At 70.5% G+C, this 22,199-nt stretch carries 20 protein-coding genes; 13 read left to right on the top strand and 7 right to left on the bottom strand.

All coding sequences use genetic code 11. The features are described from left to right. Position 1: 1 nt before the first annotated feature. Positions 2-1,375, bottom strand: coding sequence for an MFS transporter (locus STRVI_RS19880; RefSeq protein WP_014057473.1), 1,374 nt, complete (start codon positions 1,373-1,375; stop codon positions 2-4). A gap of 164 nt (positions 1,376-1,539) precedes the next feature. Between STRVI_RS19880 and STRVI_RS19875 the strand changes: the two genes are divergently transcribed. The 4 genes from STRVI_RS19875 to STRVI_RS19860 all read left to right on the top strand — a co-directional run bounded on the left by STRVI_RS19875 (position 1,540) and on the right by STRVI_RS19860 (position 6,497). Next, entirely contained in the window at positions 1,540-2,061 is a 522-nt protein-coding gene (locus STRVI_RS19875; RefSeq protein WP_014057472.1) for an SRPBCC family protein, read from the top strand. A gap of 29 nt (positions 2,062-2,090) precedes the next feature. Further along, positions 2,091-4,382, top strand: a complete 2,292-nt coding sequence (locus STRVI_RS19870) for an FdhF/YdeP family oxidoreductase (protein ID WP_014057471.1) — start codon at positions 2,091-2,093, stop codon at positions 4,380-4,382. Positions 4,383-5,007: 625 nt separating this feature from the next. Beyond that, positions 5,008-5,979, top strand: a complete 972-nt coding sequence (speB, locus tag STRVI_RS19865; RefSeq protein ID WP_208949254.1) for an agmatinase — start codon at positions 5,008-5,010, stop codon at positions 5,977-5,979. Between the two features lie 164 nt (positions 5,980-6,143). Next, positions 6,144-6,497: a carboxylesterase family protein gene (locus STRVI_RS19860; RefSeq protein WP_050993691.1), complete on the top strand. Its 354-nt coding sequence runs from the start codon at positions 6,144-6,146 to the stop codon at positions 6,495-6,497. Here STRVI_RS19860 and STRVI_RS19855 read toward each other — a convergent pair. Continuing rightward, the gene (locus STRVI_RS19855; RefSeq protein ID WP_014057469.1) at positions 6,460-7,437 is read right to left on the bottom strand and encodes an Lrp/AsnC family transcriptional regulator; all 978 of its coding nucleotides are present in this window, start codon (positions 7,435-7,437) and stop codon (positions 6,460-6,462) included. The genes STRVI_RS19860 and STRVI_RS19855 overlap by 38 nt on opposite strands. Positions 7,438-7,679: 242 nt before the next feature. On the opposite strand from STRVI_RS19855, the gene STRVI_RS19850 reads away from it, so the two are divergent. Then, positions 7,680-8,327 (top strand): HD domain-containing protein, encoded by a 648-nt coding sequence (locus STRVI_RS19850; RefSeq protein ID WP_014057468.1) that lies wholly within the window; start codon positions 7,680-7,682, stop codon positions 8,325-8,327. Beyond that, complete coding sequence (locus tag STRVI_RS19845) at positions 8,315-9,334, top strand: GlxA family transcriptional regulator (RefSeq protein WP_251982669.1); 1,020 nt, start codon at positions 8,315-8,317, stop codon at positions 9,332-9,334. Before STRVI_RS19850 ends, STRVI_RS19845 begins: the two co-directional genes overlap by 13 nt. A gap of 17 nt (positions 9,335-9,351) precedes the next feature. On the opposite strand, the gene STRVI_RS19840 is transcribed toward STRVI_RS19845, so the two are convergent. From STRVI_RS19840 to STRVI_RS19830, 3 genes are all read right to left on the bottom strand, one after another. Beyond that, positions 9,352-10,716, bottom strand: a complete 1,365-nt coding sequence (locus tag STRVI_RS19840; protein WP_014057466.1) for an MFS transporter — start codon at positions 10,714-10,716, stop codon at positions 9,352-9,354. A gap of 99 nt (positions 10,717-10,815) precedes the next feature. Beyond that, a complete protein-coding gene (locus STRVI_RS19835) occupies positions 10,816-12,294 on the bottom strand; it encodes an NAD-dependent succinate-semialdehyde dehydrogenase (protein ID WP_014057465.1) in 1,479 nt (492 codons plus the stop codon). A gap of 160 nt (positions 12,295-12,454) precedes the next feature. Next, the gene (locus STRVI_RS19830) at positions 12,455-13,336 is read right to left on the bottom strand and encodes an IclR family transcriptional regulator (RefSeq protein WP_078505285.1); all 882 of its coding nucleotides are present in this window, start codon (positions 13,334-13,336) and stop codon (positions 12,455-12,457) included. 202 nt (positions 13,337-13,538) lie between these two features. On the opposite strand from STRVI_RS19830, the gene fae reads away from it, so the two are divergent. The 6 genes from fae to STRVI_RS50685 all read left to right on the top strand — a co-directional run bounded on the left by fae (position 13,539) and on the right by STRVI_RS50685 (position 19,186). Further along, the gene (fae, locus tag STRVI_RS19825; protein ID WP_014057463.1) at positions 13,539-14,078 is read left to right on the top strand and encodes a formaldehyde-activating enzyme; all 540 of its coding nucleotides are present in this window, start codon (positions 13,539-13,541) and stop codon (positions 14,076-14,078) included. Beyond that, complete coding sequence (locus tag STRVI_RS19820) at positions 14,075-15,187, top strand: mandelate racemase/muconate lactonizing enzyme family protein (RefSeq protein WP_014057462.1); 1,113 nt, start codon at positions 14,075-14,077, stop codon at positions 15,185-15,187. Before fae ends, STRVI_RS19820 begins: the two co-directional genes overlap by 4 nt. Continuing rightward, the gene (locus tag STRVI_RS19815; RefSeq protein WP_014057461.1) at positions 15,184-16,704 is read left to right on the top strand and encodes an aldehyde dehydrogenase; all 1,521 of its coding nucleotides are present in this window, start codon (positions 15,184-15,186) and stop codon (positions 16,702-16,704) included. Before STRVI_RS19820 ends, STRVI_RS19815 begins: the two co-directional genes overlap by 4 nt. Positions 16,705-16,778: 74 nt before the next feature. Next, positions 16,779-17,714, top strand: a complete 936-nt coding sequence (locus tag STRVI_RS19810) for an NAD(P)-dependent oxidoreductase (protein WP_014057460.1) — start codon at positions 16,779-16,781, stop codon at positions 17,712-17,714. Between the two features lie 47 nt (positions 17,715-17,761). Then, complete coding sequence (locus STRVI_RS19805; protein ID WP_014057459.1) at positions 17,762-18,931, top strand: iron-containing alcohol dehydrogenase; 1,170 nt, start codon at positions 17,762-17,764, stop codon at positions 18,929-18,931. 111 nt (positions 18,932-19,042) lie between these two features. Further along, on the top strand, positions 19,043-19,186 hold the full coding sequence (locus tag STRVI_RS50685) for a hypothetical protein (RefSeq protein ID WP_014057458.1): 144 nt from the start codon (positions 19,043-19,045) through the stop codon (positions 19,184-19,186). A gap of 91 nt (positions 19,187-19,277) precedes the next feature. Here STRVI_RS50685 and STRVI_RS19800 read toward each other — a convergent pair whose 3' ends face one another. Continuing rightward, positions 19,278-19,736, bottom strand: coding sequence for a MarR family winged helix-turn-helix transcriptional regulator (locus STRVI_RS19800; protein ID WP_014057457.1), 459 nt, complete (start codon positions 19,734-19,736; stop codon positions 19,278-19,280). Positions 19,737-19,838: 102 nt separating this feature from the next. Further along, the gene (locus STRVI_RS19795; RefSeq protein ID WP_014057456.1) at positions 19,839-20,831 is read right to left on the bottom strand and encodes an ArsR/SmtB family transcription factor; all 993 of its coding nucleotides are present in this window, start codon (positions 20,829-20,831) and stop codon (positions 19,839-19,841) included. Between the two features lie 140 nt (positions 20,832-20,971). On the opposite strand from STRVI_RS19795, the gene STRVI_RS19790 reads away from it, so the two are divergent. Then, a complete protein-coding gene (locus STRVI_RS19790; protein WP_014057455.1) occupies positions 20,972-22,192 on the top strand; it encodes an MFS transporter in 1,221 nt (406 codons plus the stop codon). The last annotated feature ends 7 nt before the right edge of the window (positions 22,193-22,199 follow it).

The following is a 22,199-nucleotide window of genomic DNA, read 5'->3' as shown; positions in this document are numbered from 1 at the left end:
GTCAGTGGTGCAGGTCCTCGGCGGTGAGGGTGTCACTGGTCTCCGGCGCCCAGGCCACGCTGACGACCGTGCCGAGCAGCAGCACCAGCGCCATCCAGCCCATCGACCACCCCGCGCCGAAGTGGCTCAGGCTGACCGGCAGGACGAAGGTGCCGATGGCGGAAGCGACCCTGCTGGTGCCGTTGAGGAAACCGACCCCCGAGCCGCGCAGCGCGGTGGGGAAGAGCTCGGCCGGATAGACCTGGGTGATGGTGGAGGCACCGGCCATGACGAAGGTGTAGATCAGGAAGGGGACCATCAGCGCCCCGCTGGAGGCGCCGCTGAGGACGGCCATCGCCCCCAGACAGAGCGTGAGGATCGCGAAGGTGCCGATGGTGAACGGCCTGCGGCCCAGGCGCTGCACCGGCCACAGCCCGATCACACCGCCGAGCAACAGGGCCAGATTGAGCACCAGGTTCTGGGTGTCCGCGCCGGAGATCTGCAAGGTGGCCAGGATCTGCGGCATGAAGGTGTAGATGGCGAAGTAGGGCAGCACCTGGGCGCTGTAGAAGACGACGCCGAACCAGGTCTTGGTGGCCTGGCCGGGGGCGAAGAGCTCGCGGTACCGGGCGGCGGGCGGCTGGTCGGCGGCCGCGGCCTGCGCGTCGGCTGCGGTGGCCTCGGACTGTCCCAGGTAGGTGCGGCGGATCTTTGCGGCCTCGGCGGCCCGGCCGCGGGCGGCCAGCCAGCTCGGGGATTCCGGGATACCGATCCGCAGCAGCAGCACCAGCAGGGCGGGCACCGCTCCGCTGGCCAGCAGCCAGTACGCGGAGGTGCCGTTGATCGGGATGTAGGTGCCCAGGACGTTGGCCAGTACGTAGCCGACGGTCCACAGCACGGTGAGGGAGCCCAGGAGGACGCCGCGCAGCCGGCTGGGGACGAACTCGGAGAGCAGGGTCGGGCCGACGGCGTAGTCCGCGCCCAGACCGAAGCCGATCGCCAGCCGGAGCAGGAAGAGGACCAGCGGGCTGTGTGCCCAGAACTGGGCGGCGGAGGCGACCGCGATCAGGACGAAGTTGTAGAGGTACAGCTTCTGGCGCCCGATCACGTCGGCCACCCGCCCCAGCAGGATGCTGCCGAAGAACAGGCCGATCAGGGCGGAGGCGCCGAGCAGGCCCTCCCAGACGCCGGACAGGTGCATATCGGTGCCGAGCGCGGGCAGCACCGCTCCGATGACGCCAAGGGCGTAGCCGTCGGAGAAGTTCGCCCCGAAGGTGGTGGCCGTCACCCGAATGTGGAAGCCGGTGAGCGGCTCCTTCGAGGCGGCGCCCCGCACAGGCGCCGCATCCCGGTCCCCTGCCGTCCGCGCGTCCGCCGCCTCCGTGTGCACTGCCACGCCTGCCTCCCGACCGTTCACATTCGGACGGCGCCAGCATGCATGAATTCATGCAGTCAAACAATAGGTTGACTGTAGATTGTCATTCACGTAGAAGGAAGATCCATCTGGCGACCTGCTGGTCGGGCGGTGACACTGAGGGCAGATCTGGAGACAGGTGGGCCATGAACACCATCGAAGAGACGATCGAGGTCGCGGTCCCGGTACGCACTGCCTACAACCAATGGACCCAGTTCAAGAGCTTTCCGCGGTTCATGTCCACGGTAGAGAGGGTCGAGCAGATCAGACCCACGATCACCCATTGGGTCATCCGGTGCGGCCCGGTGCGCTGCGCGTTCCAGGCGGAGATCGTGCACCAGCGGCCGGACTCCTCCGTGGTATGGCGTTGCCTTCAGCGCCGCCCCTCCCACTGGGGTGAGGTGTCGTTCCGCTCCCCGGCACCGGACCGCACCCAGGTCACCGTGCGCATCGAGGGCACTCCGGGCAGAGTCGCGTCCCTCCTCACGAACGTCTCCTCCGGGCTCACGCGCCGGGTGGTCCGAAGGGAGCTCGGGCACTTCAAAGAGTTCATCGAGGGCCTGGGCGAGGAGAGCGGGGCCTGGCGGGGGTCCATCCACAACGGACACGTACAGCCGACGGAACCGGAACCGCCGAGAAGCCGGGTTGCTCGCTGGCCCGTGGGCTGACCCTCGTCCAAGAGAGCGAGACACACCTGATGAAGAAGGCGCCGAGACACGAGCCGGACGAACGACTCTCCGCCACGCCGCCCAAGAAGTGGGCGGCGGGAGTGCCCGCGGTGACCCATGCGCTGGAGTACTCCCTGGAGGAGACGACGGTACGGCGCACCGCGACGACGCTGCTGGCCATGAACCAGGTGGCGGGCATCGACTGTCCCGGCTGCGCCTGGGCCGACCCCGCCCCCGGCGACCGGCACCGCAACGAATACTGCGAGAACGGCGCCAAGCACATCAACGACGAGGCGACGGCGCGGCGCGTCACCGCCGACTTCTTCCGTACGCATGCGGTCTCCGAGCTCGGCCGCCGTTCCGACCTGTGGCTGAACCAGCAGGGCCGGCTCACCGAGCCGATGGTCAAGCGGCCGGACGCGGACCACTACGAGCCGATCAGCTGGCATGAGGCCCTGAAGCTGATCTCCGCGGAGCTGACATCGCTGGACTCCCCCGATGAGGCGGTCTTCTACACCTCGGGGCGGGCCAGCAACGAGGCCGCCTTCGCACTGCAGCTCTTCGCCAGGGCCTACGGCACCAACAACCTGCCCGACTGCAGCAATATGTGCCATGAGTCCAGCGGCTTCGCACTGCACGAGACGTTGGGCACGGGCAAGGGCACGGTGAGCCTGGACGATCTGCACCACGCCGACCTGATCTTCCTGGTGGGCCAGAATCCCGGAACCAACCATCCGCGGCAGCTCTCCGCACTGGAGCAGGCGAAGATCAACGGTGGCCGCATCATCGCGGTGAACACGCTGCCGGAGGCCGGACTGCTGCGGTTCAAGAACCCGCAGCGGGCCCGCGGGGTGATCGGACCCGGTACCCGCATCGCCGATCGTTTTCTCCACATCCGCAGCGGCGGCGACCTCGCGCTGTTCCAGGGCCTGAACCGGCTGCTGCTGGAGGCGGAGGACGCCCGGCCGGGCACCGTACTCGACCACGATTTCATCCGCTCCAGCACCAGCGGGTTCGAGGAGTTCTCCCAGCACGTCCGCACCATCGCCTGGGACGACATCCTGACCGCGACCGGGCTGACCCTCCGCGAGATCGAGCAGGTCCGGGACGCCGTCCTGGGCAGCAAGCGCGTCATCGTCTGCTGGGCCATGGGAGTGACACAGCACCGACATGGTGTTTCCACCATCCGGGAGATCGTGAACTTCCTGATGCTGCGCGGAAACCTCGGCAGGGCCGGAGCCGGGGCCTGCCCGGTGCGCGGGCACAGCAATGTGCAGGGCGACCGCACGATGGGCATCTGGGAGCAGATGCCGGACTCCTTCCTGGACGCGCTGCAGCGCGAGTTCGGCTTCGATCCGCCTCGTGCCCACGGGCTGGACTCGGTGAACTCGATCAGGGCCATGCGCGAGGGCCGTATCAAGGTCTTCCTCTCGCTCGCGGGCAACTTCGTCCGGGCCGCTCCGGACAGTACGGTCACCGAGGAGGCCATGCGGCGCTGCCGTCTCACCGTTCATATCTCCACCAAGCTCAACCGGTCCCATACGGTCTGCGGCCGGACCGCGCTCATCCTGCCGACCCTCGGCCGTACCGAACGGGACATTCAGTCCAGTGGCGAGCAGTTCGTCACCGTGGAGAACTCGATGAGCGAGGTGCACACCTCCTGTGGGCGCCTGAAACCGGCCTCCACGCTGCTGCTCAGCGAGGTGGCCATCCTGTGCCGGCTCGCCCGCCACACCATCGGCGACAAGGCCGGCATCCCCTGGGACGAGTTCGAGGCCGACTACGGGGCGATCCGCCACCGCATCGCCCACGTCGTTCCGGGGTTCCACGACTTCAACCGGCGGGTGGCCCGCCCGAGTGGCATCAGGCTGCCCAGTCCGGTCAACGAGGGGGTCTTCGCCACCCCCGCCGGCAAGGCCCTGTTCACCCGCAACGCCTGGGACATGCTGCGGGCCCCCGAGGGGCATCTGCTGCTGCAGACCCTGCGCTCCCACGACCAGTGGAACACCATTCCCTACACGGACAACGACCGCTACCGGGGCATCCACGGACGGCGCAGGGTGGTACTGGTCAATCCGGCGGATATGGTCGAACTCGGCCTGTTCGAGGGGCAGTTCGTCGACCTCGTGGGCGTGTGGAGCGACGAGGTGGAGCGCCGCGCGGAGGACTTCGAGGTGGTCCCGTATCCGACCACCCGCGGCTGCGCCGCCACGTACTACCCCGAGACCAACGTCCTGGTGCCGCTCGACAGCGTGGCCGAGATCAGCAACCAACCGACCTCGAAGGGGATCGTGGCCCGCCTGGAGGCCCGTAACGGGTAGCGCGTCCGACGGCCCGTTCGCCCGGCGCCGAACAGTCATCGGAGGCCGGGTGGGAGGGCTCCAACTGCCGGTTCTACGATCGGACGTGACCAAGGTACGTGCCAGGGCCAGCGGTTGTGTGCCGGGCTGCCCGCATCGTATCGCGAGGCAGCCGCCCGTGAGGCGGGGGACACCAGGGTGTGACGAGTGAGCGAACGCCGGGACGACGCCCAGTGAGCGGGTGTCGCAGGCGCCGCTGCCCCGTGGCAGAGAGCCGAAGACCCACTGCCCGGGGGTTTCATGGAACGGGTTTCCCGGATCCGAGACGCCCGGGCCCCATGGCCGCCTCCCGGCCCGTCCGCCACGTGTCCTAGGCGCGGTACTCCTTCCCCCGCGGGAGTCCCGCACGACGACACCGCTTCATCGTGTGTCCGCAGGTCCTCGGCACCGAGCGGGTCACCTGGCGATGTGCGCAGGACAGCCGCAGAGCCAGGTGAGCGCCCTTCCCCGTTCACCAACGGACGGTTTCATCATCCACGTAACACGGCCTCGACCAGGCCGGCATTCCCCCACGCAGACATTCCCCCTCCCCCCCACAGATGAAGGACTCAGCACCGACATGACCGCGAACCCTCCCGACATGGCCATGCCCGTCCCGCCCCACGAGACGGATGCCACCCTGCACTTCACGGGCCCGGCGACCTTCGGCCGTGTCCCACGTCTGGACCAGGTCGGCACCACGGATATCGCCGTGGTCGGGGTGCCGTTCGACGCGGGGGTCTCCTACCGGCCGGGCGCCCGCTTCGGCTCGAACGCCGTCCGGGAGGCGTCGCGCCAGCTCCGCCCCTACAACCCGGCCCAGGACGTCTACCCGTTTCACTACGCCCAGGTGGCGGACGCCGGTGACATCACGGCCAATCCGCACAACATCGACGCGGCCGTCGAGAGCATCGAGGAGGGCGCGGACGCTCTGCTCTCCACGGGCGCGCAACTGATGACACTGGGCGGCGACCACACCATCGCGCTGCCGATCCTGCGCTCGGTGGCCCGTCGGCACGGCCCGGTGGCGCTGCTGCACTTCGACGCGCACCTGGACACCTGGGACTCCTACTTCGGCGCCCAGTACACCCATGGAACGCCGTTCCGCCGCGCGGCCGAGGAGGGCCTCCTGGACACCTCCGCGCTCTCACACGTCGGCACCCGCGGCTCCCTGTACAGCAAGGAAGACCTGGACGAGGACACCAAGCTGGGCTTCGGAATCGTCACCTCGGCCGATGTGATGCGGCGCGGGGTGGACGAGGTGGTGCAGCAGCTCAAGGAGCGCATCGGCAAGCGGCCGCTCTACATATCCGTGGACATTGACGTCCTGGATCCCGCACACGCCCCCGGCACCGGCACCCCCGAGGCGGGCGGCCTCACCTCGCGCGAACTCCTGGAGATCGTGCGCGGGCTCAGCGATTGCTATCTGGTCTCCGCCGACCTGGTCGAGGTCGCCCCGGCGTACGACCACGCCGAGATCACCTCCGTGGCCGCCTCGCACACCGCCTACGAGCTGATCTCCGTCATGTCGCGGCAGATCGCCTTCTTCCGCTGGCTCGAGGCGAACGAGCAGTCGTAGGCCGCCCGCCACCACCCGCCCCACGTTTCGCCGATGCCACGTCAGCCAGGCTGACGTGGCACGGGTGCGTACCGCACGTCGCACTTTCGGCCGATCCAGAGATCATTTGTCGCTGAATCCTCGCTGCCAGCACCGATGAGCTGTTCCGCGACGGCGCCCTGCGGATGGCCGACCACCATGCCGCGGGCGGCAATGCCACGTACGTCTACCAGTTCGACTACCGTCCCGCCCACGACCCCGGCCATCTCGGCGCCACACACTGTGGCGAACTGTCCTTCCTCTTCGGCACCTTCGACAGCTACCCCGACAGTCCGATGCTGGGGAGCCCCTCGGTCGCCGAGCGGGCGATGGGCCGGGCCTTCGGCCACGGCCGTCACCGCGTTCATCGCCGGCGGCTCTCCGGGCGACTGGCCTCCGTACGCGCCCGAGGCCACCGCGCGGATCCGGCACTTCGGCTGAGACTCACGGAGCCCATCACACTCAGATCGACGCGGGGCGTACCAGGCCGGTGCGCTTGACGCCCGAGAGGATGGGGGTCACCTCAATGCCGGAGATATGCGGCAACGCCCCCACCGTGCCGGTCAGAAACACATACAGCGCGCTCAGATCGGTGGCGGCCACCGCCACCAGCAGACTGCTCGAGCCCGTCGTGGCGGCGGTGAAACGCACCTGCGGATGTCGGCTGAGGAGCTGCCCGGTCTCCTCCAGCGCCCCCGGATCCGCGGTGATCCACAGCAGGGCCTCGGCGTGCACCCCCAGCAGGGCCAGATCGACTTCGGTGGCCAGCCGCACGCCATACCCCTCCACCAGGGCGTCCAGGCGGCGCCGCACCGCCCGTGGGGTCCGGCCGGTGCGATGGGCGAGCTCTCCGTAGGTCATCCGGGAGTCTTCGACCAGCGCGTCGATGAGCGCCTCGTCCTCCGGGAGCGGGGAGAAGGGCTCGGGCGCGGGGCCGGAGCCCGGCCGCAGGTGTCCGGACTCCTCCCGGGTCAGCAGTCCCGCGCTCCAGGCGAAACCCACGGGGAAGACTTTCAGCAGGTCGTAGGAGGTCCAGGACCGCACGGCGGCGGTCGCGGGCAGGTCGCGCAGCAGCAACTTGTTACGTGCGTCGCGTCCGTTCAGAAAGAGCACGACGCAGATTTCATCCCCTCCGCCCAGGATGTCCACCCAGACGGTGTCGGGGCGCCGGGCGAGGCCGGCGGCGATGGTGGCGATCCGGTTGGGGCGGCAGCGGATGCGCAGCACCATGGGAATGAGGTGGGGAAAGCGGGCGGGATTGCGCACGGCCGTCGCCCGCAGGGTGCGATCGTGGAACAGCGGGGCGGCGCGCCGCACGACGGTGCGCTCCGAGACACCCAGCACCTCGGCGACGCTCCGCCAGGAGGCCCGGGGCGACGCCAGCAGAACGGCCGTGATCCGCCGGTCCATGGCATCGAGGTCGTGGCGTACTTTCTGCATGAGAAGGCCCTCGATGTTCCTCTTTTCTCGATTCGAGTCTATCCGGTGTCCGGGACAGGACGGTCTTCGGCGTCGCACGACGCGGTCCACCCGGGAGCGGCCGGCGCGGGTCACCAGCGGCGTTTCCTGTCGCTATCCGTGGGATACAGGGCGCTATCGTCATGGCAGCGGGCAGGCCGCCGCGCGAGGCTGTGGACAGTGCCCCACAGGGGCGTACTGCTACGGACACGGAGAGCGGACACATGACGACTGACACTGTTGTCGCGGCAGGCGTGCAGGTGCCGGACACGACGCTGGCGCGCGAGGCCACGGAGCTGATCCGGGACACGACGAGCGAGCTCATCTATCACCATTCACGTCGGGTGTACTTCTTCGGCAGTCTGCAGGGCCACCGGCGCGATCTGAGCTTCGACCCGGAGCTGCTGTACCTGGGCGCGATGTTCCACGACGTGGGCCTGAACGAGGCGTTCCAAGACAGCGGCCGCCGTTTCGAGGTGGACAGCGCGGCCGAGGCGAAGCGGTTTCTGCAGGCCCATGGCGTACCCGAGGACAGCATCCGCCGGGTCTGGACGGCGATCGCCCTGCACACCACTCCCGGGGTCCCCGAGTTCATGGAACCGGAAGTGGCGCTGGTGACGGCCGGTGTCGAGTACGACGTGCTCGGCATCGGGTATGAGGATCTCTCCGCCGAGGACCGGGAGGCGATCGTGGCGCTGCATCCGCGCCCCGACTTCAAGAACCGGATCTTGCAGGCGTTCGCCGACGGCATCCGCCCCAAGCCGCAGACGACGTTCGGCAACGTCAAGGCGGATGTCCTGGAGCACTTCGTCCCCGGCTTCGAGCGGGGGAACTTCGTCCGGACGATCCTGGATTCGCCGTGGACGGAATAGCGCGGCGGGCGTCACCGGCGTCCCGTGGCGGACGCACCGTTGTGATCGTCGCGTTCGACGGGGTGCAACTGCTGGATGTCACCGGCCCCGTGGAGGTCTTCACCACGGCCAACCACTACGGCGCCGACTACGACGTATGGGTGATCTCCCTCGCCGGTGACGCCGTCACCACCTCCTCCGGGCTCGTGATCAGCGCCGACAGCGCGCCCGGCACGCTGCCACCACGCCTGGGCACCCTGCTGGTCCCGGGCAGGAGGGACTGGCGCTCGGCCGTGGCCGACACCGACCTGGTCGGGCTCGTGACCCGGCTGTCGGTGCGGGCGAAGCGCGTGGCGTCCGTGTGCGCGGGAGCCTTCGTGCTGGCCGAGGCCGGGATCCTGGACGGCCGCCGCGCCGCCACGCACTGGGAGCTGGCTTCGCAATTGGCCGCCGCCTACCCCCAGGTGTGCGTGGACGGCAATCCCGTCTTCGTCCGGGACGGCCATGTGGCCACCTCGGCCGGCATCACCGCGGGAATCGATCTTTCGCTGTCCCTGGTCGAGGAGGACTGGGGAGCGGACGTGGCCCGCAATGTGGCCAGGCAATTGGTGGTCTTCATGGCCCGCCCGGGCGGGCAGGCGCAGTTCAGCACACGGCTGGCCCCGCGTCAGCCACGCCATCCGGCGGTGCGCCGGGTGATGGACCGCGTCACCGCGGACCCCGCGGGGTGCCACACGCGGGCCACGCTGGCCGCCTCGGGCGGCGTGAGCGCCCGCCACCTGGAGCGGCTGTTCCGCACCGAGGTCGGCATCACTCCCGGCCGCTACGTCGAAGCCGTCCGCATCGAGGCCGCCCAGGCACTTCTCGCGGACGGCACCGGCACGGTCGAGGAGGTGGCGCGGCAGGCGGGGTTCGGCTCCTCGGAGTCGCTGCGGCGGGTGTTCCAGCACACCCTCGGGGTCTCGCCGACGGTCTACCGCGCCCGATTCCGCAGCACCGTCGGCGCACCCCGTCCCGCGGCCGGGTAGGCGGTCGCCGCCCGTCGCTACGCGCCCTCGCGGGCTGTTCGGGCCGCCCGGGCCAGGTCCAGGTCGGTGGTCTCCGGCGCCAGGACCTGGGACACGAGAGCGCCGACCACCAGCACTCCGGCGCCGATCAGGAGCACGAACTCCGCTCCGAAGTGGTCGAGTCCCATCGGCAGCAGGAACGTGCCGATCGCGGCGCCCACCCGGCTCATGGCCGTCGCGAAGCCGACGCCCGTGGTGCGCAGGGAGGTGGGGAACACCTCCAGCGGATAGACCGCGGTCAGTGCGCTGGAGGCGGCGTTGAGGAAGATGAAGAACAGGAAGCCGACGACGATGACGGGGGTGGAGGACGGCCACACCGCCACCAGGGCCAGACATGCGGCCGTGATCCAGAACGGCGGGATCAGCAGCTTGCGGCGGCCGATCCGGTCCACGACGAGACACCCCGCGGTGACACCGGCCACGGCGGTGAAGGAGTAGACGAGCAGCGCGGCGACCGCGTTGTCCCCCATGTGCAGAGCCTCGAAGACCTCGGTCCAGAAGGTGCCGATCGCGAAGTACGGCAGGACGAGGGCGGCCCAGAAGACACTGGCGAACACCGTGGAGCGCAGATGCTGTCGGCTGAAGAGCGCGCGGAACCCGTCCTGCCGCACCTCGTCGCGGTCGTCCAGCTCCGCCTCGACGTCCACCTCGATGCCGTACTTCTGGATCAGCGCTTCGGCCTCGTCCCGGCGTCCCCTGCTCAGCAGCCAGCGCGCGGACTCCGGGATGCCACCGCGCAGGGCCACGCACACCACCGCGATCACCGCACTGCTGGACAGGGACCAGCGCCAACCGCCGTCGACGGAGGTGAACAGCGCCCCGACGACCGTGGCCAGCGCGTATCCCACGTACCAGCTGATCTCCAGGCTCGCCAGCAGCCGCCCGCGGCCCAGCCGCCCCGCGTACTCCGACAGCAGCGGGGCGCCGATCGCGTACTCGCCGCCGATCGCCACCCCCATCACCAGCCGGATGAGGATGAGCTGCGGGCCGTCGACGACGAAGAACTGGAGCACCGAGCCGACCAGGAAGATCAGCATGTCCATCAGGAACACCGGCCGGCGTCCGAACCGGTCGGCCAGCCGGCCGAAGAACGGCCCCCCGATGAAGATCCCGATGAGCGGTGAGGCACCGACCAGCCCCTGTTCCATGGAGGACAGATGGAGGTCGTCAGTGATCGCCGACATCGCCAGGCCGATGCCGCCGATGATGTAGCCGTCGATTCCCTGGCCTATCTGGGTGGCCAGCTTCAGCTTGGTGTGCAGCCGCTTCCGCTCGCGTTCGGTGGCGGGCGCGCCCGGCGGTGTGCTGGGCTCGTTCTGCTCGGTCACAGGCGTCGTTGCCATGCGCGGGTCCTTCGCTGAGAGGGGGAGAGGACCGCTGCCCCGGGAATGAGCGGCCTGGGAGGAGTTGGCCCCGGGAGCAGCGGTGGGGAGGAGGGGGAATCAGTCGGTCGGCCAGTCGAGGGCGATGTACTGCGTCTCCAGGAAGGCCTCGATGCCCTCGCGGCCGCCCTCCCTGCCCAGGCCCGACTGCTTGACGCCGCCGAAGGGCGCGGCCGGGTCGGACAGCAGGCCCCGGTTGAGGCCGACCATGCCGGTCTCCAGGCGCTCGGCCAGGCGCAGGGCCCGGCCCACGTCGCGCGAGTAGATGTACGAGGCGAGACCGTGCACCGTGGCGTTGGCGCGGGCCACCAGCTCGTCCTCGTCGGTGAAGGTGGCCAGGGGGGCGACCGGCCCGAAGACCTCCTCGTTCATGATCCGGGCGTCCTCGGGCACATCCACCAGGACGGTGGCCGGGTGGTAGCAGCCCGGGCCTTCGGGCACGCTGCCCCGCGCGGCGACCGTGGCGCCACGAGCGACCGCGTCGTCGACCAGGGAACGGATGGACTCCACGGCGGTCCGGTTGACCATCGGGCCGAGGGTGACGCCCTCCTCCAGGCCCGCTCCGGCGCGTACCGCGGTCATGGCCGCCGCGAACTTCTCGGTGAATTCGGCGGCGACGGACTCATGGACGTAGAACCGGTTGGCGGCGATGCAGACCTCGCCACCGCCCCGCATCTTGGCGTCCATCGCACCGCGCACCGCGGCGTCGACGTCGGCGTCCTCGCAGACGATGAAGGGGGCGTTGCCGCCCAGTTCCATGGTCACGTTGACCACGTTCGCCGCCGCCTGCCCCAGGAGGGTCCGGCCGGTGGCGGTGGAGCCGGTGAAGGAGAACTTGCGGACCCGCTCGTCGCGGAGCCAGGCGGAGACCACCTCGGGCGCGCGGTCGGTCGGCAGGACGTTCAGCAGCCCGTCGGGCAGGCCCGCCTCGCTCAGCAGGGCGGCGATCGCGAGGGCGGTGAAGGGGGTGTCGGGGGCCGGCTTGAGGAGCACCGGGCAGCCGGCGGCGAGCGCCGGGGCGATCTTCCGGGTGGCCATCGCGGCCGGGAAGTTCCACGGTGTGACGAAGGCGGTGACGCCCACCGGATGCCTGCGCACGACATGCCGGAAGCCGCCACCGGGCGCGTCGCCGAACGCGGAGCCGATCCGTACCGCCTCCTCGGCGAACCAGCGGAAGAACTCCGCCGCGTAACCGACCTCGGACGCCGCGTCCCGGTATGCCTTGCCGTTCTCCAGGACGATCAGCCGGGCGAGCGTGTCGGTGTGCTCGCGCATCAGCGCGAACGCCGTGTGCAGGACCTCCGAACGACGACGGGCCGGTGTCGCCCGCCACCCGGCGGCAGCCGCCTGGGCCGCGTCGACCGCCGCCATGGCGTCGCCCGGGCCCGCCGCGGACACCTCGCGGATCAGCTCCGCGGTGGCCGGGTCGTGCACGGGGAACGTCCGTCCGTCCTCGGCCGCGCACCAGCGGCCGGCGATGAACACATCGCCTTCGGCGAACGGCGCCTTGACGAGGGTTTCTATGCCGGGGAGGTTCATGAGCTGCTCTTTTCTCCGTTCCGAACAAGGGCTGGTCCGGTTCGCGGTGAATTTACGAGCGCGTCATGCGGCCGACAAGACCGCTTCTCGGATCGCAATGGTGGTTGCTGTCAGGGCAACTGCCCCGTCATGCCCGCCCCGCACACCGACCCCTGCGTTCTCAGGTGAGCCGTGCCCTGGGGAACGAGGTGTGCCGCGGCTCCCAGCCCAGCATCACGGAGACGCGTGCCGCCGCCTTGGCCGTGGTGCGGCCCGCCTGGTCCAGGCGGTCGCCGAGCCGTGACTCGGGGGCCGAGATGTTGAGCGCCGCGACGACACGTCCCCGGAAGTCGCGCACGGGTGCGGAGACCCCGACCAGACCGGTCTCGAACTCCTCGCTCACTCTCGCGTAGCCCCGTCGCGAAGCCTCCTGGATCAGTGCCCACAGTTCGGGGATCGGTGGCGTCGAGGCGGTGCCGAAGCGGACGTACAGCTCGTCGGGGGTGGCATCGGCCAGCAGCACGCGGCCGGCCGAGGTCTGCCACGCGGGCACTCCGCGCCCTTCCCAGCCGTGGACGCGGAAGGAGTGTCCGGACACCGAGAGCAGGGTGAGCACCTCGCGCTCGCTCAGGACGCACAGATGGCTGGTCTCCTCCACGTCCGACGAGAGCGCGTGCATCACCGGCTCCGCCATGCGCACCAGCCGGTTCTGCGAGGTCCGCGCGACGAGCGAGAAGAGCCGCCAGCCCAGGCGGTACTCCAGGGTGTCGGGGTCCCGTTCCACGATCCCCGCGGCGGCCAGGGCCTTGAGGGCCCGCGAGACCTGGGTCTTCTCCCGGCCCACCAGATGCGCCAGGCGTACGACGCCGAGCCCGCCGGCGTTCTGGGCCTCGTCGGAGGCGAGCGCCTCCAGCAGGTCGATGTCACGGCGCAGCCCGTGGCCACGCGGGGCAGTGGTGTCCGCGGGGCCGGAGAAGGCTTGGCCTGGGCCCGTGCCGTGCGGATCGGCGGGGTCCTCGGGACCGTCGGTGCCGCGAGGGGGGAGGTTCGTCACGCGCGACATCCTAGGGCGCGCACCGGGGAAGCCCCAGGTCAGCCGCCGGGTTGTCATGAGAGCAACCGGCATTTCGATTCAGGCGGGCGCCTTGTCGACGGGGTGGCGGCGGTTCTAGATTCGCCGCATCGGACCGGAGAACTGCGGCGAATGCGTGGTTCCTCCCCTGTGGTCCGCCGATTCCCCGCTCCCGGAGATCCAGGAGATCCCCATGCCATCGCCTTTTGCCCCGACCGCCCTCGTCGGCGAGTCCTTCGCCGGAGAGGGTGCCAACGCCGCGCACACGAACGTCGTGATCGGACGCAAGGGCGGACCCGTCGAGACGGCCTGGGCCACGGCGCTGGCCACGCCCAGCGCCGGACACGTTCCCTTCATGACGATCGTGCGCCCGTCGGTCCCGGTGAAGCCGCTGACGCTGTTCGTGTCGAAGGCCGCCGCGGAAGGTGAGCTGCACCAGCGCGCCACATGGGGCTCCGCCCAGGCCGGTCTGGCGCAGGGTGTCACGGACGCGGTCCGGAGCGGTCTGCTGCCCGCCGAGGAGGCCGACGATCTGCTGATCATCGCCGCGATCTGGGTGAACCCGGCGGTCGACGACCTGGATGTGTCCTTCCGCAATCAGCGCACCGCCGCGTACGAGGCGGTGCGGGCAGCGGTGACCGGCACCCCGACCGTGGCCGATGTCCTCGCGGCCGCCGAGGAAGGCCCGGCGAACCCGTTCTACGCCCCCACCTCCGAGGTGCTCACCCGATGAAGATCACGGACATCACCCTGGACCGGCTGCGCCTGGAGCTGGACCCGCCGTTCCGGGCCGCGTGGGACCCCGAGCCGCGGCGCCACTTCGACGCGACGGTCGTCCGCGTCCACACCGACGAGGGGATCACCGGTATCGGCTCCGGTGATCTGATGGACGGCTTCGACACCTACAAGCGCCTGTTCGTCGGCGAGGATCCGCTCGACATCACCCGGCACGTCAAGGCCATCGAGACCGCCAACTTCCACGGCGCCCACTACTGGCCGCTGGAGGCGGCGCTGTGGGACATCATCGGCAAGGTCCACGGCCGCCCGGTGGCGGAGCTGTTCGGCAACGCGGCCAAGAAGCTGCCCGCCTACGCCTCCTGCGGTGAGCTCAAGTCGCCGCAGGAGCGCGTCGCCACCGCGCTGAAGGTCCGCGAAGCGGGCTTCCGCGCCATGAAGATACGCATCGACCGCAGCCGGGTGGACGAAGGGATCGCCGCGGTCCGCGCCGTTCGCGAGGAACTGGGCGCGGACTTCGAGATCATGGTGGACCTGAACCAGTCGTGGCGCATGGCGGGCGACACCGCGGGCGCCACCGACCTCGCCCGGACCCGCAAGACCATCGCGCGCCTGGCCGAGCTCGACGTGTTCTGGGTCGAGGAGCCGCTGCCCTACGGCGACCTGGCGGGCTTCAAACGGCTGCGGGCCGAGAACCCCGGGGTGCGCATCGCGGCCGGCGAGATGCACCACTCCCCCACCGACCTGCTGCGTTACCTCGAAGAGGACGCCCTGGATATCTACCAGATGGACGTGGTGCTCGCGATCGGCATGCACCGCGCCCGCACCCTGGCGGAGATCGCCCAGCTCAAGCACCGCCACTTCACCCCGCACAGCTGGACCAACGGCATCGGCGTGCTCGCCAATCTGCACGTGTCGGCGGGGGTCGGCGGCGGCCCGTTCTTCGAGTTCCCCTACGACCCGCCCGGGTGGACCCCGGAGCGCCGGGACTTCATGCTCGCCGACCCGGTGCGGGTGGACAGCGACGGCAACCTCGAGATACCCGCGAGGCCGGGCCTCGGTATCGAACTCGACGAAGACGCGATCGACCGGTGGAGGATCACATGACGCACGGCATCGACGCCCTGCTCGCCCGTTCGTACGACCAGTGGGTGGCCGCGGCCGGCACACTCACCGTCGAGACCCGGCTGTTCATCGACGGCCGCTTCACCGACGCCCTCTCCGGCGACACCTTCACCAGCGTCTCGCCGCGCGACGGTTCGGTGCTCGCCAAGGTGCAGGCGGCGGGGGCCGAGGACGTGGACCGTGCCGTACGCGGCGCGCGCGCCGCCTTCGAGGACGGACGCTGGCGCGACCTCCCGCCCAAGGAGCGCAAGAGCGTCCTGCTGCGCTGGGCCGAGCTGATCCGGGCGAACGCCGAGGAGCTGGCCCTCCTCGACACCCTGGAGATGGGCAAGCCCATCACCGAGTCCGTGCGGATCGACGTGGACAAGGCCGCCGAGACCATCGCCTGGTACGCCGAGGCCATCGACAAGACCTACGACGAGGTGGCACCGACCCCCGGCGACGCGATCGCCCTGATCACCCGGGAGCCCCTGGGCGTCATCGGCGCGGTCGTCCCGTGGAACTACGCGCTGCTGATCGCCAGTTGGAAGCTGGGCCCGGCGCTGGCCACCGGCAACAGCGTCGTCCTCAAGCCGGCCGAGCAGACCTCCCTGGCCGCCCTGCGCCTGGCCGCCCTCGCCTCCGAGGCGGGTCTGCCGGACGGGGTGTTCAACGTCGTCCCGGGCCGCGGCGAGGTGGCCGGACAGGCGCTGGGCCGCCACCCGGAGGTCGACAAGATCGCCTTCACCGGCTCGGCGGAAGTGGCCCGGCTCTTCCAGGTGTACGCGGGCGAGTCCAACGGCAAGCAGGTGGCCGTCGAGGCGGGTGGCAAGTCGCCCCAGCTCCTGTTGCCCGACGCCGACATCGAGGCCGCCGCGTCGGCCGTGGCCTGGGGCATCTTCTACAACGCCGGACAGACCTGCAACGCCGGTTCCCGCGTCGTGGTGCACGCCTCCGTCAAGGACCGGCTCCTGGACGCCCTGCGCCGGATCACCGCGGAGACCTTCCGGGTGGGCGACCCGCTCGACCCGGCCACCGTCATGGGCCCCCTGGTCGACGAGACCCAGCTGGCCACGGTCCTCGGCTACATCGAACGCGGTGTGGAGGACGGGGCGAGCGTGGTGTTCGGCGGTGGCCGCACCCTCACCGAGTCGGGCGGCAGCTATGTCGAACCGACCGTCCTGGACGGGGTGGTGAACACCTCCGCCGTCGGCCAGCAGGAGATCTTCGGCCCCGTCCTGGCCATCGTGTCCTACGACGGCGACGCCGACGAGGGCATACGGCTGGCCAACGAGAGCGACTACGGGCTCGTCGCCTCCGTCTGGACACGTGATGTGGCCGTCGCCCATCGCGCCGCCAAGCGGCTGCGGGCCGGGACGGTCTGGATCAACACCTTCGACGCCAGCGATGTCATCACTCCCTTCGGCGGCTTCAAGGCCACCGGCGCGGGCCGGGACAAGTCCCTGCACGCACTGGACGCGTACACCGCGCTGAAGACCACCTGGATCAACCTGGCCTGAACCGGCCATGGTGCACGGATCTGTCCATCCCCTCCCCTCTTTACTTTTCTCTTCTCACCACAGCGAGGACAACGATGAGGATCGGTTTCATCGGCCTGGGCAACATGGGACGCCACATGGCCCGCCATCTCATCCACGCGGGCCACCTGGTCACCGTGCACGACACCCGGCCCGAGGCCGCCGCCGAGCATCTGGCGCTCGGCGCCCGCTGGGCCGATTCCCCCGCGACCTGTGCCGAAGGCGCGGAATTCCTGATCACGATGCTCCCCACCCCGCGCATCGTCGAGGACGTGCTGCTGCGCGGTGGCGCGGCCGAGGCCCTGCCGCCCGGCGCCCTGTGGATCGACATGTCGACCTCGACCCCCGCGGCCGCGGACCGCGTCGCCGCCGAGGCCCTGGACGGGCGCGGGGTGCGCCGGCTCGACGCACCGGTCAGCGGCATGGCACGGGGCGCCGAGGCCGGAGCGCTGCAGATCTTCGCCGGCGGTACGGACGACGACTTCCGCATCGCCCTGCCCGTCCTCGAAGCCATGGGCGATCCGGACCGGATCCTGCACGTCGGCCCGCCCGGCGCGGGCTACACCGTCAAGCTCATGCTCAACCTGCTCTGGTTCAGCCACGTGGTCGCCACCTCCGAGGTGCTCGCCATGGGCGTCAAGGCGGGCGTCGACCTCGGGACGCTGCGCAGCTCGCTGCTGGCGAGCCCGGCCGCCTCCTCCTTCGTCGAGAAGGACCTCATGTCCATCCTCGCCGACGGTGACTACGACGACTCGTTCGCCATGGCGCTGGCCTGCAAGGATCTGGGGCTCGCCGTCGACCTCGGCCGCGACCTGGGCGTGTCCACCGAACTGTCCGCCCTCGTCGAGCAGATCTACCGCCGCTCCAAGGCCCATCACGGCGAGCTCGCCGGTGAGATGAGCCCCGTGCGCCTCTACGAGGCCCTCGCCGGGCAGGAGTTCCGGCTGCCCGACCCGACCATCGCGCCGGCCGACGCGACACTCGCGGTCTGAGAACGAGCGAACGCCACCCCGTACCACGACGCCAGGAGCCGCACCCCATGACCTCTCCCGGGCCCGGCAGTCCCACGCCGCTGAGCATCGACCCCACCTGCCGTATCGAGTTCGGCCCCGGCCGCATCGGCCGGCTCCCCGCACTGATCGCGGCCACCGGCCACGATCGCGCCTTCGTCGTCACCGACCACGGCCTGCGCGCCGCGGGCGTCCTGGAGCCGGTCCTGGGGACCCTCCGGGCCGCCGGGCTGGAGTACGCCGTCTACGACGAGGTGGCACCCAACCCCTCCACCGCCAACGTCGACGCGGGGGCCGCACGAGCCCGTACGTTCGGCACCGCCGCGGTCGTCGCCCTCGGCGGTGGCTCCGTACTCGACGCGGCGAAGGGCATATCCCTGCTGGTCGGCAACCCGAAGGCCACGGCCGCCGACGCCGACGAACTCTGGGAGGCGGCCGACGGACTCCCGCTCGTCGCCATCCCCACCACCTCCGGCACCGGCGCCGAAACCAACGGCTTCGGGGTCATCGAGGACACCACCGCCTGCCGCAAGGTCTACCTCGGCCACCCCTCCGTGAAGCCGCGCATCGCGCTGCTCGACCCGGAGCTCACCCTGGGTCTGCCCGCACCCGCCACCGCCGCCACCGGTATCGACGCCCTCGTCCACGGCATCGAGTCACTCGCCTCGCGCGGCGCGAACCCGGTCTCCGCCGCCTACGCCACACAGGCCGTCACCATGGTCAGCCACGCCCTGCCCGCCGCGTACCGGGACGGCGCGGACCTCGACGCCCGCGCCGAACTGATGCTGGGAGCCCATCTCGCGGGCCAGGCACTCAGCCTCTCCGGGCTCGGGCTGGTCCATGGCATCGGCCACGCGCTGACCGCGCACACCGGCACTCCCCACGGCGTCGCCCTCGCCGCCGTCCTGGAGGAGGTGATGGAGTTCAACGCCCCCGCCGCGCAGGGCGCCTACGAGCAGGTGGCGCGTGCCATGCGCCTGGCACCGCCCGCCGACGGGGACTGGGCGCGGGCAGCCATCGAAGCGGTACGCGAGCTCGCGGGCGCCGTCGAGGTGAAGCGCCCCCTGCGGACGCTCGGCGCCGACCGCGACATGCTGCCCGCCATCGCCGCCGGGGCGGTGGCGGACGCGGTGACGACGAACAATCCCCTGTCCCCCGATCACACCCAGGTCCTGGACATCCTCACCACCACCTACTGACCGTGGCGCGCCACCGTGCCCCGGAGATCCGGGCACGGTGGCGACGGCTGTCACATGCGCGGACCCGGCGGTGTCTGCATGCCAAACAGGCAACCGCACAGGGAGAACACCATGTCGCTACGCGTTCCGAAGGGGGAGCTCCCCACCGAGCTCCGGGAGATCCTGCTGGGGCAGCTCGGTGAGGTGCCCGAGCCCGACGAGGTGCTGTCACGGAAGCTGACCCGGCTGGATGTACCGGCCGAACTGGCCAGGTAGGCGCGCCGCCGCTCTGGGGGAGTGCCGTGGGTGTTCCGGGCGGTGGGAAACCGCCCGGAACACCCACGACCGCACGGGGGCCGGTCCCTGCCTAGTGGTGCCAGGCATGTCCGCCCGTGTTGTGGATGAATCGCTGCAGCACCTTGACCGTCGTCAGGTACTCCTCGTCGGAGATGCCCGCGTGCCGTTCCGCCCACAGCTCGTCCTGAAGGGCCGCGGCCTTGTCGAAGAAGGTTCTGCCCTCCGTCGTGATGCCCAGATGTCCCTCGGCGTCCTCGGTGATCCAGCCCTGGGCGATGGTCCGGTCGATCTCCTCCTCCATGACCTCCGGACCCGCTTCGAGATAGTTGCTGAGGAGGCCGGACACCTCGGCGCGGGTCTTGGCGGGGTCGGCGTGTGCGACCTGCGCGAGGACCCACCACTGTGGCTGGGTGGTGCCGATCCCGGCGAGCGTGGCCTGGATGCGGGTGACAACGGCTTTGTAGGCCGCCCAACTCCAGTAGCCGATGGGCTGCCGTATCAGTTCGGCGTCGCTGTGGGAGTACTCCATGGCCGGTCCCTCCGTCTTTGCTTGAACTCGTTCGACGAAACCGACCGTAAAAGTTCAACCTGACGTGAAGTCAAGGACGTTTCGGCCTCCGCGGTCGCCACCTCACCCGTACGCCCCGTCCGGGGCCGCGAGTTGGTCGCCGAGGGTGCTTCGCCGGTACAGCACCTGCCGTCCGTGGCGTGCCCGGGTGACCAGTCCGGTGGCGTGCAGCACGCGCAGGTGCTGGGAGACGGCACTCGGCGTCACCCTGAGGCGGCGGGCGAGCTCGACGGTGGGAAGTGGCTCCTCCAGGAGGACGAGAAGCCTCGCTCGGGGCGCGCCGATGAGCGACACGAGAGCGGGCGCGCCGTCGGTGGGCACCGAGGCCCAGAGCGTCGCCACCCCACGGCTGGGATAGACCAGCGACGGAGGTTCCTCCGGGCTCACCGGGGGCGCGGGCTTGTGCGCGAAGACCGAGGGCAGGAGGAGCAGTCCCCGGCCGGATGCCGCGACCTGGTGCCGGCTGATCATCTTGGCGATGTGCAGCACCCCGTTGTGCCATCGCAGATTGGGGTGCATATCGGCGAAGAGCAGGCGGGCGCCGCCCATGGCCAGTTGCCGTGCGCGGTAGGTCATGTCCGCCTCCACGACCAGTCGCATCTGCGGCCACATCGGCTTGATGGCGATCGCCCAGTACCGCCGCAGGAGTGCGCAGATGGTGTCGCGGAGTGCGGTGACGGGTGCGTCGTCGGCAACGGTGGCGTCGCGCAGCGCTCGGGGCAGCGGATCCGGCGCGTGGGTGGCCAGCAGGTCGCGGCGGACCAGGCCGGCAGGGGTCCGGCGGACGACGGCAAGTTCGTCCTCGAAGGCCGGGGCGAAGCTCGCGGGCCGCGGAGTCAGAAAGTCCGGGAGGGTGCGTCTCCGCGCCACCAAGGACATCAGCAGGTCCGTGTCCAGGTCGCCGAGTCGGCCGAGCACGGACCTGCGCCACGGGAGATGCACCGCGGACAGGCTCGGATCGTGCCGCACCCGCAGGCTGAACACCGTCTCGTTCAAGGGCGATACGGCGAACCGCGTGTCCGCCAGGTCCTCGACATCGAGCACAAAGCTGATCATTAAGCCATACGCTACATCGATTGGCAGGGGCACACAGGTGCCATGGACTTCAGCCCATGACGCATCCCACGCACGTACAGGCAACGGCCGTGGCGGCCGGTGCCGCCGATGGGCCGGTGCACTGACGAATGAGCCGCCGCATGCTCCCGATCCTGGCCGTCACCTGCGCGGTGGCGGTGGGCAACATCTACTTCCCGCAGTCCATCGGCCCGCTGGTCGCCGACGGACTGCAGGTGTCGGCCGACTCGGCCGCCCTGGTGGTGACCGCCACCCAGGTCGGCTACACGGCCGGGATCGTCCTGCTGGTGCCGCTCGGCGACCGGATCCCGCACCGCTCGTTCCTCGTCGTCCTACTCGCCCTCACCGGCCTGGCCCTGCTCGCCGCGGGGTGCGCACCGGCCCTGCCGCCCCTCGTCGCCGCCAGCGCCGTCGTCGGCCTGACCACCGTGGCCGCGCAGATCGTGGGCCCGCTGGCGGCCGGGCTGGTGGCCGCCGACCGCCGAGGAGCGGTGATCGGCACTCTGCTGAGCGGATCGACCGGCGGCATGCTGCTGGCCCGCACCTTCAGCGGCACGCTCGGCGAATGGCTGGGCTGGCGGGCCCCCTATCTCGTGGCCGCGGTCCTGGCCCTGCTCCTCGCCACCGTCCTGGCGTTCACGGTGCCGGCCAAGGCCCCGGCCTCCCGGCAGTCCTACCCCGCACTGCTGGCCGAACCGCTGCGGCTGCTGCGCACCGAACCGGAGCTGCGCCGCTCCTGCCTGTACCAGGCGACCGTCTTCGCCGGATTCTCGGCCGTCTGGACCTGTCTGGCCCTCCTCCTCACCGGTCCGGCCTACGGGCTGGGTGCCCAGGCCGTCGGCATGCTCGCCCTGGTCGGCGCGGCGACCATGTTCTGCACCCCGCTCGCCGGCCGCCTGGTGGACCGCCGAGGACCCGACCCGGTGAACCTCGTCTGCATGCTCGGGGTCCTCGTCTCCGCCGCGATCCTTGCCGTGGGCGCCCGCGGCGGAACGCTGGGCCTGGCCGCCCTGACGGTCGGCACACTGCTCCTGGACGTGGCGATGCAGTCCGGCATGGTCGCCAACCAGGCCCGCGTCTACGCCCTGCGCCCGGACGCCCGCAGCAGGCTCAACACCGCCTATATGACCTGCGCCTATCTGGGCGGCAGCGCGGGTTCCTGGCTCGGCGTCCAGGTCTGGAGCCGGGCCGGCTGGTGGGGCGTGTGCGCGCTCGTCACCTTCCTCACCGCGATCGCCCTGGTCCGCCATCTGCCGACGGTGCGCCGACCCCCGCAGATCCCACCCCGTGGAGAGGTCCCGGAGGGCCGCGTCGTCGGTTCCGGCTCAGGCCCCACGCCGTAAGGCACCA

This window comes from Streptomyces violaceusniger Tu 4113, assembly GCF_000147815.2.
In the GTDB taxonomy this organism is placed as follows: Bacteria; Actinomycetota; Actinomycetes; order Streptomycetales; family Streptomycetaceae; genus Streptomyces; species Streptomyces violaceusniger_A.
The sequence above is the reverse complement of the archived record's forward strand: the minus strand, read 5'-3'. Positions and strand labels throughout refer to the sequence as shown.